Source organism: Pseudomonas sp. REP124 (assembly GCF_020164475.1).
GTDB lineage: Bacteria > Pseudomonadota > Gammaproteobacteria > Pseudomonadales > Pseudomonadaceae > Aquipseudomonas.
The window spans coordinates 1-13,981 of record NZ_JAIQWX010000153.1 but is presented as its reverse complement, the minus strand read 5'-3'; the positions used below and the strand labels follow the sequence as shown (position 1 = coordinate 13,981).

General features: G+C 59.8%; 13 protein-coding genes. 7 read left to right on the top strand and 6 right to left on the bottom strand.

Features of this window, described 5'->3' with window-relative positions:
* Positions 1-73 precede the first annotated feature (73 nt).
* Positions 74-1,894 (bottom strand): translational GTPase TypA, encoded by a 1,821-nt coding sequence (typA, locus tag K9857_RS25585; RefSeq protein ID WP_224540574.1) that lies wholly within the window; start codon positions 1,892-1,894, stop codon positions 74-76.
* 139 nt (positions 1,895-2,033) lie between these two features.
* Positions 2,034-3,488: a tRNA uracil 4-sulfurtransferase ThiI gene (gene thiI, locus K9857_RS25580; protein WP_224540572.1), complete on the bottom strand. Its 1,455-nt coding sequence runs from the start codon at positions 3,486-3,488 to the stop codon at positions 2,034-2,036.
* A gap of 328 nt (positions 3,489-3,816) precedes the next feature.
* Between thiI and glnA the strand changes: the two genes are divergently transcribed.
* The 5 genes from glnA to ntrC all read left to right on the top strand — a co-directional run bounded on the left by glnA (position 3,817) and on the right by ntrC (position 9,386).
* Complete coding sequence (gene glnA / locus K9857_RS25575; RefSeq protein ID WP_224540570.1) at positions 3,817-5,223, top strand: type I glutamate--ammonia ligase; 1,407 nt, start codon at positions 3,817-3,819, stop codon at positions 5,221-5,223.
* A 294-nt stretch (positions 5,224-5,517) separates the two neighbouring features.
* On the top strand, positions 5,518-6,033 hold the full coding sequence (locus tag K9857_RS25570) for a DUF4124 domain-containing protein (protein ID WP_224540567.1): 516 nt from the start codon (positions 5,518-5,520) through the stop codon (positions 6,031-6,033).
* A complete protein-coding gene (locus K9857_RS25565) occupies positions 6,030-6,647 on the top strand; it encodes a DUF4124 domain-containing protein (RefSeq protein WP_224540565.1) in 618 nt (205 codons plus the stop codon). Before K9857_RS25570 ends, K9857_RS25565 begins: the two co-directional genes overlap by 4 nt.
* A 220-nt stretch (positions 6,648-6,867) precedes the next feature.
* A complete protein-coding gene (glnL, locus tag K9857_RS25560) occupies positions 6,868-7,953 on the top strand; it encodes a nitrogen regulation protein NR(II) (RefSeq protein ID WP_224540563.1) in 1,086 nt (361 codons plus the stop codon).
* A complete protein-coding gene (gene ntrC, locus K9857_RS25555) occupies positions 7,950-9,386 on the top strand; it encodes a nitrogen regulation protein NR(I) (protein WP_175376559.1) in 1,437 nt (478 codons plus the stop codon). Before glnL ends, ntrC begins: the two co-directional genes overlap by 4 nt.
* A 627-nt stretch (positions 9,387-10,013) precedes the next feature.
* Here ntrC and K9857_RS25550 read toward each other — a convergent pair.
* Entirely contained in the window at positions 10,014-10,454 is a 441-nt protein-coding gene (locus tag K9857_RS25550; protein WP_224540561.1) for a hypothetical protein, read from the bottom strand.
* On the opposite strand from K9857_RS25550, the gene trmL reads away from it, so the two are divergent.
* Positions 10,453-10,908, top strand: coding sequence for a tRNA (uridine(34)/cytosine(34)/5-carboxymethylaminomethyluridine(34)-2'-O)-methyltransferase TrmL (gene trmL / locus K9857_RS25545; RefSeq protein WP_224540559.1), 456 nt, complete (start codon positions 10,453-10,455; stop codon positions 10,906-10,908). The genes K9857_RS25550 and trmL overlap by 2 nt on opposite strands.
* A 132-nt stretch (positions 10,909-11,040) precedes the next feature.
* Here trmL and secB read toward each other — a convergent pair whose 3' ends face one another.
* The 3 genes from secB to K9857_RS25530 are packed head-to-tail and all read right to left on the bottom strand — an operon-like array spanning position 11,041 to position 12,239.
* Positions 11,041-11,526, bottom strand: a complete 486-nt coding sequence (secB, locus tag K9857_RS25540) for a protein-export chaperone SecB (RefSeq protein ID WP_224540557.1) — start codon at positions 11,524-11,526, stop codon at positions 11,041-11,043.
* Positions 11,527-11,569: 43 nt separating this feature from the next.
* Positions 11,570-11,824: a glutaredoxin 3 gene (gene grxC / locus K9857_RS25535; RefSeq protein WP_224540555.1), complete on the bottom strand. Its 255-nt coding sequence runs from the start codon at positions 11,822-11,824 to the stop codon at positions 11,570-11,572.
* 1 nt (position 11,825) lies between these two features.
* Positions 11,826-12,239, bottom strand: coding sequence for a rhodanese-like domain-containing protein (locus K9857_RS25530; protein WP_224540554.1), 414 nt, complete (start codon positions 12,237-12,239; stop codon positions 11,826-11,828).
* Between the two features lie 154 nt (positions 12,240-12,393).
* Here K9857_RS25530 and gpmI point away from each other — a divergent pair, with 154 nt between their 5' ends.
* Complete coding sequence (gene gpmI, locus K9857_RS25525) at positions 12,394-13,923, top strand: 2,3-bisphosphoglycerate-independent phosphoglycerate mutase (protein WP_224540552.1); 1,530 nt, start codon at positions 12,394-12,396, stop codon at positions 13,921-13,923.
* Positions 13,924-13,981: the final 58 nt, after the last annotated feature.

Sequence of the window (13,981 nt, the reverse complement as noted above, 5' to 3'; positions counted from 1 at the left end):
CCACACAAACCCCAGACAAACAAAAACGCCCCCGGCCTTTCGACCGGGGGCGTTTTCGTTCAGCCGGGGCTAATTAGGCCTTGGCTTTCTTGGCAGCGCGGGTACGCTCGCTTTCGTCCAGGATCTTCTTGCGAAGACGGATGGACTTAGGAGTTACTTCGCACAGCTCGTCTTCCTGGATGTATTCCAGAGCCTGTTCCAGGGTGAAGCGAACAGGTGGAACCAGAGCGATGGTTTCGTCTTTACCCGAAGCACGCATGTTGTCGAGCTTCTTGCCCTTGGTAGGGTTCACGCCCAGGTCGTTGTCACGGCTGTTCTGACCAACGATCTGACCGTTGTAGATCTCCTGACCGTGTTCTACGAACAGCTTGCCACGAGCCTGCAGGGTTTCCAGGGAGTAGGTCAGTGCCTTACCGGTTTCAACCGAAACCAGTACGCCGTTCTGACGGCCGGACATGTGGCCCGACTTCACTGGAGCGTAACGATCGAAGATCGAGGTCAGGATGCCAGCACCGTTGGTCAGGGTCAGGAACTGGTTACGGAAACCGATCAGACCACGAGCAGGGATGTTGTATTCCAGACGCACACGGCCTTTGCCATCCGGCACCATGTTGCTCAGGTCGCCTTTACGCAGACCCATCTCTTCCATCACCTTGCCCTGAGATTCTTCAGGGATGTCGATGGTTACGTTTTCGAACGGCTCTTGCTTGACGCCGTCGACTTCACGAATGATCACTTCCGGACGGCCCAGGGCCAGTTCGAAGCCTTCGCGACGCATGGTTTCGATCAGTACCGAGAGGTGCAGCTCACCACGGCCGGAAACCTTGAACTTGTCAGCCGAGTCGCCTTCTTCAACGCGCAGTGCAACGTTGTACAGCAGCTCTTTGTCCAGACGATCCTTGATGTTACGGGAGGTCACGAACTTGCCTTCTTTACCGCAGAATGGCGAGTCGTTTACCTGGAAGGTCATGGAAACGGTTGGCTCGTCGACGGTCAGAGGCTTCATCGCTTCGACGGTGTCCGGGTGGCACAGAGTGTCGGAGATGAACAGCTCGTCGAAACCGCTGATGCAGACGATGTCGCCGGCTGCAGCTTCTTCAACGTCTACACGGTGCAGACCGTGGTGACCCATCAGCTTCAGGATACGACCGTTGCGGCGCTTGCCGTCGGCGTCGATGGCGACAACCGGAGTGTTCGGCTTGACGCGACCACGAGCGATACGGCCAACACCGATAACACCCAGGAAGCTGTTGTAGTCCAGTGCCGAGATTTGCATCTGGAAAGGACCGTCACGGTCAACGGCTGGCGCTGGAACGTGGTCGACAACCGCTTGGTACAGCGCGGTCATGTCTTCGCCCATGGCGGTGTGATCCAGACCGGCGATACCGTTCAGGGCCGAAGCGTAAACAACCTGGAAGTCCAGTTGTTCGTCGGTGGCACCCAGGTTGTCGAACAGGTCGAAGATCTGATCCAGAACCCAGTCAGGACGCGCGCCCGGACGGTCAACCTTGTTGATCACGACGATTGGCTTCAGACCGGCTTCGAAAGCCTTCTTGGTCACGAAACGGGTTTGCGGCATAGGGCCGTCTTGAGCGTCAACCAGCAGCAGAACGGAGTCGACCATCGACATTACGCGCTCTACTTCGCCGCCGAAGTCGGCGTGGCCCGGGGTGTCCACGATGTTGATGTGGTAGCCGTTCCAGTTGATGGCGGTGTTTTTCGCCAGAATGGTAATGCCGCGCTCTTTTTCCTGGTCGTTGGAGTCCATCACGCGCTCGTCGTTGAGCTCGTTGCGCTCCAGGGTGCCGGATTGACGCAGGAGTTTGTCTACCAGGGTGGTTTTACCGTGGTCAACGTGGGCGATGATGGCGATGTTGCGTAGATTTTCGATCACTTGTGTATCTCGATCAGAGGATTCGGTGTGCTGACAAGTCTTGGCAGCGATTAACAGTAGCGTCCGTGAAAGCCGTTACAGCTTGACGGCGGCGTCGGGGGGCCGGTGACGCAGGCCACAGGCAAACAGCCCCGGGCACTTAGCTCGGTCGATAAACGCGCACATTGGCATGCCCCTCACTGAGCAGATGGTGGGCATGCAGGCGACTCATCACGCCTTTGTCGCAATACAACAGGTACTGGCGAGTAGGGTCCAGTTCCTTGAAACGAGCGTTCAGTGCATAAAACGGCATCGTTTGTACCTCGATACCAGCGAGCTCCAGCGGGTCATCCTCGGCGGCATCCGGGTGGCGGATGTCGATCACGATCTGACCGGCCAGCGCGTCGCTGACTTCTTCAATCTGAATGTCCTGGCCCAACTCGTCGATCACCCGATCGATAGGGACCAGCTTGGCATTCTCGAGCGCACGCTCGAGCACAGCCATGTCGAATTCTTTCTCTTCGTGCTCCACGCGGTAGCGCTTGGCCGCGGTTTTCGGATTGACCGAAATGACGCCGCAATACTCCGGCATGTGCCGGGCAAAATCGGCGGTACCGATTTCGTTGGCCGTATCGATGATGTCCTGCTTGTGGCTGGCGATCAGCGGACGCAGCACCAGCTTGTCGGTCACGCAGTCGATCACCGACAGGTTCGGCAGCGTCTGGCTGGAAACCTGGGAGATCGCCTCACCGGTAACCAGCGCGTCGATGTGCAGTCGATCGGCAATCTGCGAGGAAGCGCGCAACATCATACGCTTCAATACTACGCCCATATGACTGTTATCGACTTTGCCGAGAATTTCTCCCAGCACTTCCTCGAACGGCACACTGACAAATAGCACGCGTTGCGAGCTGCCGTACTTCTTCCAGATGAAATGCGCGACTTCCATGACGCCCAGTTCGTGGGCACGTCCGCCCAGATTAAAGAAGCAGAAGTGAGCCATCAGGCCGCGACGCATGATCTGGTAGGCCGCCACGGTGGAGTCGAAACCGCCGGACATCAGTACCAGGGTCTGCTCCAGCGCACCCAGCGGGTAGCCGCCGATGCCGTTGTGCTGGCTGTGGATCACGAACAGCCGCTGGTCGCGAACTTCGATGCGCACTTCGATTTCGGGCTTTTTCAGGTCGATGCCGGCGGCACCGCACTGACGGCGCAACTGGCTGCCGACATATTTTTCGATATCGATCGAGCTGAAGGTGTGTTTGCCGGCGCGCTTGCAGCGCACGGAGAAGATTTTCCCGGCCAGTGCATCACCGTAGTGCTCTTTGCACTTTTCGACGATGTCGTCGAAATCGCCCAGCGGGTACTCGTCGATCTGCAGGAAGTGCGCGATGCCCGGCATGCAGCTCAAGCGCTCGCCCATCTCTTTCAGGGCCTTGGGATCGTCGACGCGGGTTTCCAGCTCGAGGTTGTCCCATACGCCGTTCACCACCACAGCCGGGTCCAGATCGCGGAGCACGGCACGGATGTTCTTGGCCAGCTGACGGATGAAACGCGTCCGAACAGGGCGGCTTTTGATGGTGATCTCGGGGAAGACTTTTACGATTAGTTTCATGAAAACAGCGCGCGCAGGGCCAGCCGAAAAAGGGGGGCGCGGATTATAGCGGAAATTGCTCAAGGTTTAACCAATTAATGTGCAGAAGGTTTCGCATGCACCAAAACGGTTCACTTTACATTTCCAGCGCCACATTAAGGGGCGAGAAATTCCGCTTTTAAGGCCCGAACACCTCTATAAGCGTGAATTTGGGGCAAAAAACCCATGCTGGGGCACTGGCATGCAATTTGCTCCCTTGTGAGGCAGGTTGCCTTGGCAGAGTATTCGCGCCGGCATCACAAACATTTAAGGGCATCCATTACCGCCCTAAGCCACCCCGGAGGACAGTATGTCGAAGTCGGTTCAACTCATTAAAGATCATGACGTCAAGTGGATTGATCTGCGCTTCACGGACACCCGCGGTACTCAGCACCACGTGACCATGCCGGCTCGCGACGCGCTGGAAGACGACTTCTTCGAAGTCGGCAAGATGTTCGACGGTTCCTCCATCGCTGGCTGGAAAGGCATCGAAGCCTCCGACATGATCCTGATGCCGGTCGACGAAACCGCCGTTCTGGACCCGTTCACCGAAGAGCCGACCCTGATCCTGGTCTGCGACATCATCGAACCTTCGAGCATGCAGGGCTACGACCGCGACCCACGTGCGATCGCCAAGCGCGCCGAGGAATACCTGAAGTCCACCGCCATCGGTGACACCGTATTCGCAGGTCCAGAGCCTGAGTTCTTCATCTTCGACCAGGTGAAATTCAAGTCCGATATCTCCGGCTCGATGTTCAAAATCTACTCCGAGCAAGGTTCCTGGATGTCCGACCAGGACGTGGAAGGCGGCAACAAAGGCCACCGTCCAGGCGTGAAAGGCGGCTACTTCCCGGTTCCACCGTTCGACCACGACCACGAAATCCGTACCTCCATGTGCAACGCACTGGAAGAAATGGGCCTGACCGTTGAAGTTCACCACCACGAAGTGGCGACTGCCGGCCAGAACGAAATCGGCGTCAAGTTCAACACCCTGGTGAAGAAAGCCGACGAAACCCAGACCCTGAAGTACGTTGTGCACAACGTTGCCGACGCTTACGGCCGTACCGCTACCTTCATGCCTAAGCCGCTGTACGGCGACAACGGTTCGGGTATGCACGTACACATGTCCATCTGGAAAGATGGCAAGAACACCTTCGCAGGCGAAGGCTATGCCGGTCTGTCCGATACCGCTCTGTACTTCATCGGCGGCATCATCAAGCACGGTAAGGCCCTGAACGGCTTCACCAACCCGGCTACCAACTCCTACAAGCGTCTGGTTCCAGGCTTCGAAGCTCCGGTAATGCTGGCCTACTCGGCTCGCAACCGTTCCGCTTCGATCCGTATTCCTTACGTGTCGAGCCCTAAAGCCCGCCGTATCGAAGCCCGCTTCCCGGATCCGGCTGCCAACCCATACCTGGCCTTCGCTGCTCTGCTGATGGCTGGTCTGGACGGTATCCAGAACAAGATCCACCCAGGCGACGCTGCTGACAAAAACCTGTACGACCTGCCGCCTGAAGAGGCCAAAGAGATCCCACAAGTTTGCGGCAGCCTGAAAGAAGCCCTGGAAGAGCTGGACAAGGGCCGTGCGTTCCTGACCAAAGGCGGCGTGTTCTCCGACGACTTCATCGACGCTTACATCGCTCTGAAAAGCGAAGAAGAAATCAAGGTCCGCACCTTCGTACACCCACTGGAATACGACCTGTACTACAGCTGCTAATCCAGTAGCGCCTGCGCAAGCGGCGTAAAAAAGAGGCCTCCTTCGGGAGGCCTTTTTTATGCCTGCAATTTAACGGCACACACAGAACCCTGTGGGAGCGGGCTTGCTCGCGAATGCGGTGTGTCATTCAAAGGGATGTCGACTGACCGGACGCATTCGCGAGCAAGCCCGCTCCCACAGGGGATTTGCGGCGTTTGGAGGATTGGGTATTTCATGACCAAGTGTTAACGGTTTGAGACAACCCCCATCCCTGACCTATGCTGCAACCCAACGCTTTCGCTTGCGGTCATTCTCATGGGTCGTGGTTTTCTCTACATATTGCTGCTGATCGCCCTGCCCGTCGCAGCGCAGATCTACAAATACACCGATGCCAACGGCAACACCGCCTACAGCAATCAGCCGCCTGACGGGGTGACTGCGCAACCGGTCGACCTGCCGCCGCTCAACAGCGTCGAACCCCAGGCGCCTAATAATCCTGCGCCAACCGCCAGCACCGAGAGCCGAGAACCATCGAAGGGCGTCTACGAAATCCTGGAACTCACCAACCTGCCCACCACCGAAGCCCTGCGAGCCAACAACGGCACCTTCACCGTCAACGTGCTGATCAAACCGCGCCTGCAAGGCCCACATCTGTTCCGGCTACTGCTGGACGAGCAGCCTTACGGTCAACCGGGCAACGTACCGGCTCTGCAACTGGTCAATATCGACCGCGGCCTGCACAGCCTGGCCGTGCAAGTAATAGAAGGCGAGACAGTCATTCAGCAAAGCCCCACCGTGACCTTCACCGTGCAACGGGTGCACAAGCCTTGAAGGCCTGGCTGCTGATCGCCTGCCTGATCGCCCTGCCCGCTTCGGCGGAGGTCTTCACCTATGTCGATTCCGAAGGCAATCGGGTGTTCACCGACCAGCCAAAACCCGGCAACGCCAAGCGCGTGCCGCTGGGCACTGGCAATCGGATGCCCGCCCCGGAAATCGCACCTTCCCTCGCCACCACCCACAAGCCCGTGGAAAAACCGCAGTTCCGCTACGACATGTTGCGCATCCTGGTGCCGGAACCGGACGCCACCGTACGCAGCACCGCCGGGGAGATCATCGTCAGCGTGACCAGCGAACCGGGCCTGCAAAAGGGTCATCGCTATCGCCTGCTGCTCGACGGCCAACCCACTGCCGAGCCAGGCCTGAGCCCGGTGTTCCCGCTGACCAACGTCGACCGGGGCACCCATCAACTGTCCGTGGAAATCCTCGATGAACAGGGCCGAATCGTCGAACGCACCGCCAATCAGCCGATGCACATGATGCGCATGTCCCTGGCGCAAAAGCGCAAAGCCAAACCCTGCACCCTCGACGACTTCGGCCAGCGCCCCGAATGCCCCATCGCCGAGAAGCCCGTTGAAGAAAAAAATCCTCTTTTGCGCTTCTTTTAACCCCGCCCTGGTTTACGCACTATATTGGTGCGAATAGTCGCCTCATTTTTTCGTCGCAACCCATTTTGGTTCGAAACGACCCGCGAAAGCCGACGAAGCGCCACGCAATCGAGCGTCAAACGCCTGTTTCACGGGTTTGGCGCTTCTTTTCGGAGCCTTGGTTTGGTTTTTGCATTTTCCCCGCATCGGCTTTTTATTCATGCGCCAAAAGAGGTCCTGAATGACCATCAGTGACGCACTACACCGCTTGCTGCTCGACAACCTGACCACCGCGACGATCCTGCTCGACGCCGAGTTGCGCCTCGAGTACATGAATCCGGCGGCGGAAATGCTTCTGGCTATCAGCGGCCAGCGCAGCCATGGTCAGTTCATCAGCGAACTGTTCACCGAATCCACCGAAGCCCTCAATTCCCTGCGCCAGGCGGTCCAGCAGGCGCACCCATTCACCAAGCGCGAGGCCATGCTCACCGCGCTGACCGGCCAGACCCTGACGGTGGATTACGCGGTCACGCCGATCCTCAGCGGCGGCGACACGCTTCTGCTGCTCGAAGTCCATCCTCGTGACCGCCTGCTGCGGATCACCAAGGAAGAAGCGCAGTTGTCGAAGCAGGAAACCAGCAAAATGCTGGTGCGCGGCCTGGCCCATGAAATCAAGAACCCGCTGGGCGGGATTCGCGGCGCGGCCCAATTGCTGGCCCGCGAACTCCCGGAAGAAAGCCTGCGCGATTACACCAACGTGATCATTGAAGAGGCCGACCGCCTGCGCAATCTGGTGGATCGCATGCTGGGCTCCAACAAGCTGCCGTCGCTGGCCATGTGCAACGTTCACGAAGTACTGGAGCGCGTCTGCCAGCTGGTCGAAGCCGAAAGCCAGGGCTGCATCACGTTGGTGCGCGACTACGACCCGAGCATTCCGGACGTGCTGATCGATCGCGAGCAGATGATCCAGGCGGTATTGAACATCGTGCGCAACGCGATGCAGGCCATCAGCAGCCAGAACGAGCTGCGCCTGGGCCGCATCAGCCTGCGCACCCGCACCATGCGCCAGTTCACCATCGGCCACGTGCGCCATCGCCTGGTGACCAAGATCGAAATCATCGACAACGGTCCGGGCATTCCTGCGGAACTCCAGGAAACCATCTTCTTTCCCATGGTCAGCGGTCGTCCGGACGGTACCGGGCTGGGCCTGGCCATTACCCAGAACATCATCAGCCAGCACCAGGGCCTGATCGAGTGTGACAGCCACCCAGGCCACACCACCTTCTCGATCTTTCTGCCACTGGAACAAGGAGCCACATCGACATGAGCCGTAGTGAAACCGTGTGGATCGTCGATGACGACCGTTCTATCCGTTGGGTTCTGGAAAAAGCCCTGCAGCAGGAAGGCATGACCACCCAGAGCTTCGACAGCGCCGATGGCGTGATGAGCCGTCTGGCGCGCCAGCAGCCGGACGTGATCATCTCCGACATTCGCATGCCCGGCGCCAGCGGCTTGGACCTTCTGGCACGGATTCGCGAGCAGCACCCCCGGCTGCCAGTGATCATCATGACTGCGCATTCCGATCTGGACAGCGCTGTCGCGTCCTATCAGGGCGGCGCGTTCGAATACCTGCCCAAGCCGTTCGATGTCGACGAAGCGGTGTCACTGGTCAAGCGCGCCAACCAGCACGCCCAGGAACAGCAAGGCCTGGAAGTCGCACCGGCGCTGACCCGCACCCCGGAAATCATCGGCGAAGCGCCGGCGATGCAGGAAGTGTTTCGCGCCATCGGCCGCTTGAGCCACTCCAACATCACCGTGCTGATCAACGGTGAATCGGGCACCGGCAAGGAGCTTGTAGCCCACGCCCTGCACCGCCACAGCCCGCGCGCGGCCTCGCCGTTCATCGCGCTGAACATGGCAGCGATTCCCAAGGACCTGATGGAGTCCGAGCTGTTCGGTCACGAAAAAGGCGCGTTCACTGGCGCGGCCAACCTGCGTCGCGGGCGTTTCGAGCAGGCGGACGGCGGCACGCTGTTCCTCGACGAAATCGGCGACATGCCGGCCGACACCCAGACCCGCTTGCTGCGGGTGCTGGCCGACGGCGAGTTCTATCGCGTGGGAGGGCATGTGCCGGTGAAGGTCGATGTGCGGATCATCGCCGCGACTCACCAGAATCTGGAAACCCTGGTGCACGCCGGGAAATTCCGTGAGGACTTGTTCCACCGCCTGAACGTGATCCGCATCCACATCCCGCGCCTGTCGGATCGCCGTGAAGACATCCCGACCCTCGCCAAGCACTTCCTCAGTCGCGCCGCCCAGGAGCTGGCGGTCGAGCCGAAGCTGCTGAAGAACGAGACCGAGGAATACCTGAAAAACCTGCCGTGGCCGGGCAACGTGCGTCAGCTGGAGAACACCTGCCGCTGGATTACGGTGATGGCTTCGGGTCGCGAAGTGCACATCGGCGACCTGCCGCCGGAGCTGCTGAGCCTGCCGCAGGACTCGGCACCGGTGACCAACTGGGAGCAGGCCCTGCGCCAGTGGGCCGATCAGGCGCTGGCCCGCGGGCAGTCGAGCCTGCTGGACAGCGCGGTGCCGACCTTCGAGCGGATCATGATCGAGACCGCGTTGAAGCACACCGCCGGCCGCCGTCGCGATGCCGCGGTCTTGCTGGGTTGGGGGCGTAACACCCTGACGCGCAAGATCAAGGAGTTGGGGATGAAGGTCGATGGTGGGGATGATGATGAGGGGGATGAGGGCTGATCTGCCTTTAGTTCATCGCTGACAGGTACACCCAATCGCGGGCAAGCCCGCTCCCACAGGGATCTCTGGTGTTCACACAATCTGTGATTCACCTTGACCACTGTGGGAGCGGGCTTGCCCGCGATGCTTTTGGGGCCAGCATGCACCACAGCAAGGCACCTTGATCCGCTATCGCGCATCCGACACCTCGACCAAACCCGCGACAAACCCAACAAAACCCCATCACCCAAAAACCCGAAAGCCCCGAATCACGGGGCTTTCAACGCTCATGCGCAGCTTTCTGTATCAACCTGTTAAAAACTGGCACGCCCCCTGCAACGGTCTCATCAGTGAATCAGTTCACTCTCCGGTTTCGGGGACCTTGGTACAGGCAGGCCGGGGAATCCCCTCTTTTACACCGGGCTCACACCGCACAAGCGACGAGCCCAAAGTTTTGGGGCCCTTGATACAGGCAGGTCAGGGGTTCCACTTTACACCGGGCTCACAGCGCCATGCGCGAGCCCTGCCGGTTTGGGGTCCTTGGTACAGGCAGGCCGGGGATTCCCTCTTTACAACGGGTTCACGACACCGTGCGCGAACCCGCCCTTTTTGGGGACCTTGGTACAGGCAGGCCGGGGATTCCCTCTTTTATTGCTCCCGGAGATGGATCTCCAGTCGCCAGCGGTCATCGACCTCGCTGCCGGCCCAGTCGCCCTGCAGCGGTCGGGCCGCCACCGCCGTCAGCAACAAGCCCCCGTCACTCAAACGCACCCGCCAGTTCACGCTCCTGTCGTTGAGCTTGAGCTGGCCCTGTTGGGCCTTGCCTTTCGCCTCGAACAGCAGGGCAACGCTGCCATCGACGACTTCGCCATGGGTCTTGGGTTCGTTGTTGAACCACACCACCAGACCGTCATCCGTTACCTCGACCTGCTGCAGCTCGCTGGGGTCCGGAGTGGTCAGGCGACCGATCATCAGCCCCACCATCAACCCGACAATCGCCAGCGACGCCAACACCCGAGGGAATTGTTTCGAACGGGAGTCGGCTTGCGGCGTAGAATGCCGCTCATCTTTACCTTCGGAGCCGTGCATGTTTCACGTCATCCTTTTCCAACCGGAAATTCCGCCGAATACCGGCAACGTTATCAGGCTGTGCGCCAACAGCGGCTGCCACCTACATTTGATTGAACCGCTGGGCTTCGAAATGGACGACAAGCGCCTGCGCCGGGCCGGCCTCGACTACCACGAGTATGCCACCCTGCAACGCCACGCGGACCTGGCCAGCTGCCTGGAAAGCCTGGGACAGCCGCGGCTGTTCGCCTTCACTACCAAGGGCTCGCGGCCGTTCCATGACGTCAGCTTCGCCCCCGGCGATGCATTCCTGTTCGGCCCGGAAAGCCGCGGCCTGCCCCCAGAGGTGCTGGACGCCCTGCCCGGCGAACAACGCCTGCGCCTGCCGATGCGCGAAGGCTGCCGCAGCCTGAACCTGTCCAATACCGTGGCAGTGGCCGTGTACGAAGCCTGGCGCCAGAACGGATTCAAGTAACAGCGCATAACAAATGTGGGAGCGGGCTTGCTCGCGAAGGCGGTGTGTCAGTCGACATCAACGTTAACTGACACACCGCTTTCGCGAGCAAGCCCGCTCCCACATTGGACTTGCTGCGACGCTCAGGACTGCTTATTGAACAGTTGGCGTCTCGCCAGCTTCCTGCATGCGCTGAAGCTCTTGCGCGTATAGCGCGTCGAAGTTCACCGGAGCCAGCATCAGTGCCGGGAACGAGCCACGGGTCACCAGGCTGTCCAGCGCTTCGCGAGCGTACGGGAACAGGATGTTCGGGCAGAACGCACCCAGGGTGTGGCTCATCGAAGCGGCGTCCAGGTTCTTGATCAGGAAGATACCGGCCTGTTGCACTTCGGCGATGAACGCCACTTCTTCACCGTTCTTCACAGTGACCGACAGGGTCAGCACGACTTCGTGGAAATCGTTTTCCAGTGCCTTCTGACGGGTGTTCAGATCCAGACCGACGCTCGGCTCCCACTGCTGGCGGAAGATCGCCGGGCTTTTCGGGGCTTCGAAGGACAGGTCACGTACGTAGATGCGCTGCAAGGAGAATTGCGGTGCGGATTCTTCTTCGTTAGCTGCAGTGTTCTGTTGGTCAGTCATCTCAGATCCTTTCTGATCTTGGTTCTTTTATTGGGTAGGAAATTCAGGCCTTGAGCAACGCATCGAGCTTGCCGCTGCGCTCCAAGGCGAACAAATCATCACAGCCACCGATGTGGCGCTCACCGATCCAGATCTGCGGTACGGAGGTGCGTCCCGCTTTCTGAGCCATGGCGGCGCGCACCTGTGGCTTGCCATCGACCTTGATCTCCTCGAAGGCCACGCCTTTGTTCTCGAGCAGAAATTTTGCTCGCGAGCAGTAGCCGCAGTAATCGCTGGAGTAGATGACGACGTGGCTCATGTCACTTCACCAGCGGCAGATTGTCGGCTTTCCAGCTGGAAACGCCACCGGACAGCTTGGCGGCGGTGAAACCGGCCTTCACCAGTTCGCGAGCGTGGGTGCCGGCGGTCTGGCCCATGGCATCCACCAGGATGATGGTCTTGGACTTGTGCTTTTCCAGCTCACCCACGCGTGCAGCCAGTTTGTCGTGAGGAATGTTGACCGCGCCAACAATGTGACCGGCGGCGAAGTCCTTGCTCGGACGGATGTCGATTACAACGCCGGCGTCCTTGTTGACCAGCCCGGTCAGTTCGCCGGTGCTCAGGCTGCGGCCGCCGCCTTGCATCTGATAGGCAATCAGCAGAGCCAGCAGTACGACGAAGATACCGACAAGAATGTAGTGGTTGGTGGCGAATTCAATCAGGTGAGCAACCATCGAAGGAGGTTCCAGGGCATTAAAATGTCGGCCAGTATACACAGCCCCCAAGGTGGGCCAAACCCCGTCCGGCGGTGACGTGGCCGGAACTTCGCTTTAAACTGCCACTCCCATTTTTCCATCGCCCTTTTTAACTTAAGCCAGAGTGGATTCCATGACTACCACGCCTAAACCTTTGGTCCTGATGATTCTCGACGGCTTCGGTCACAGCGACAGCCCTGACTCCAACGCAGTGTTCGCGGCGAAGAAGCCGGTACTCGACCGCCTGTGGGCCACCGTGCCGAACGGCCTGATCTCGGGCAGCGGCATGGACGTCGGCCTGCCGGACGGCCAGATGGGCAACTCCGAAGTCGGTCACATGAACCTCGGCGCCGGCCGCGTGGTGTACCAGGACTTCACTCGCGTGACCAAATCGATCCGCGATGGCGAATTTTTCGAGAACCCGACCATCTGCGCCGCCGTGGACAAGGCCGTTGCAGCGGGCAAAGCGGTGCACTTCATGGGCCTGCTGTCCGATGGCGGCGTGCACAGCCACCAGGATCACCTGGTCGCCATGGCCGAACTGGCTGCCAAGCGCGGCGCCCAGAACATCTACCTGCACGCTTTCCTGGACGGTCGCGATACGCCACCGAAAAGCGCGCAATCGTCGATCGAACTGCTCGACGCCACCTTCCAGGCTCTGGGCAAGGGCCGCATCGCCAGCCTGATCGGCCGTTACTTCGCAATGGACCGTGACAATCGTTGGGATCGCGTAGCCCAGGCTTACAACCTGATCGTCGACGGCAAGGGCGAATTCAACGCCGCCACCGCTCAGGAAGGCCTGCAAGCGGCTTACGATCGTGGCGAAAGCGACGAATTCGTCAAAGCCACTTCCATTGGCGAGCCGGTAAAAGTCGAAGACGGCGACGCCGTAATCTTCATGAACTTCCGCGCCGACCGCGCTCGCGAACTGTCCCGCGTGTTCGTCGAAGACGATTTCAAGGAGTTCGAGCGCAGCCGTCAGCCGAAACTGGCCGGCTTCGTGATGCTGACCCAATACGCCGCCAGCATCCCTGCTCCCTCGGCTTTCGCGCCCGGCAGCCTGGAAAACGTACTGGGTGATTACCTGGCGAAAAACGGCAAGACCCAGCTGCGCATTGCCGAAACCGAGAAATACGCCCACGTCACCTTCTTCTTCTCCGGCGGTCGCGAAGAGCCGTTCCCGGGCGAAGAGCGCATCCTGATCCCGTCGCCGAAAGTCGCCACCTACGACCTGCAGCCGGAAATGAGCGCACCGGAAGTCACCGACCGCATCGTCGACGCCATCGAAAACCAACGTTATGACGTGATCGTGGTCAACTACGCCAACGGCGACATGGTTGGCCACAGCGGCGTGTTCGACGCGGCAGTGAAAGCTGTTGAATGCCTGGACACCTGCGTCGGCCGCATCGTTGACGCGCTGGAGAAAGTCGGCGGCGAAGCCCTGATCACCGCCGACCATGGCAACGTCGAGCAGATGTCCGACGAAACCACCGGCCAGGCCCACACCGCCCACACCACCGAGCCGGTGCCGTTCATCTATGTCGGCAAGCGTGACCTCAAGGTCCGTGAAGGCGGCGTATTGGCGGACGTGGCACCGACCATGCTGAAACTGCTGGGGCTGGAAAAGCCGGCGGAAATGACCGGGACCTCTATCCTGGTGTAATCCGCCCGCCTAAACGCTGCAAATCCCCTGTGGGAGCGGGCTTGCTCGCGAATGCGGA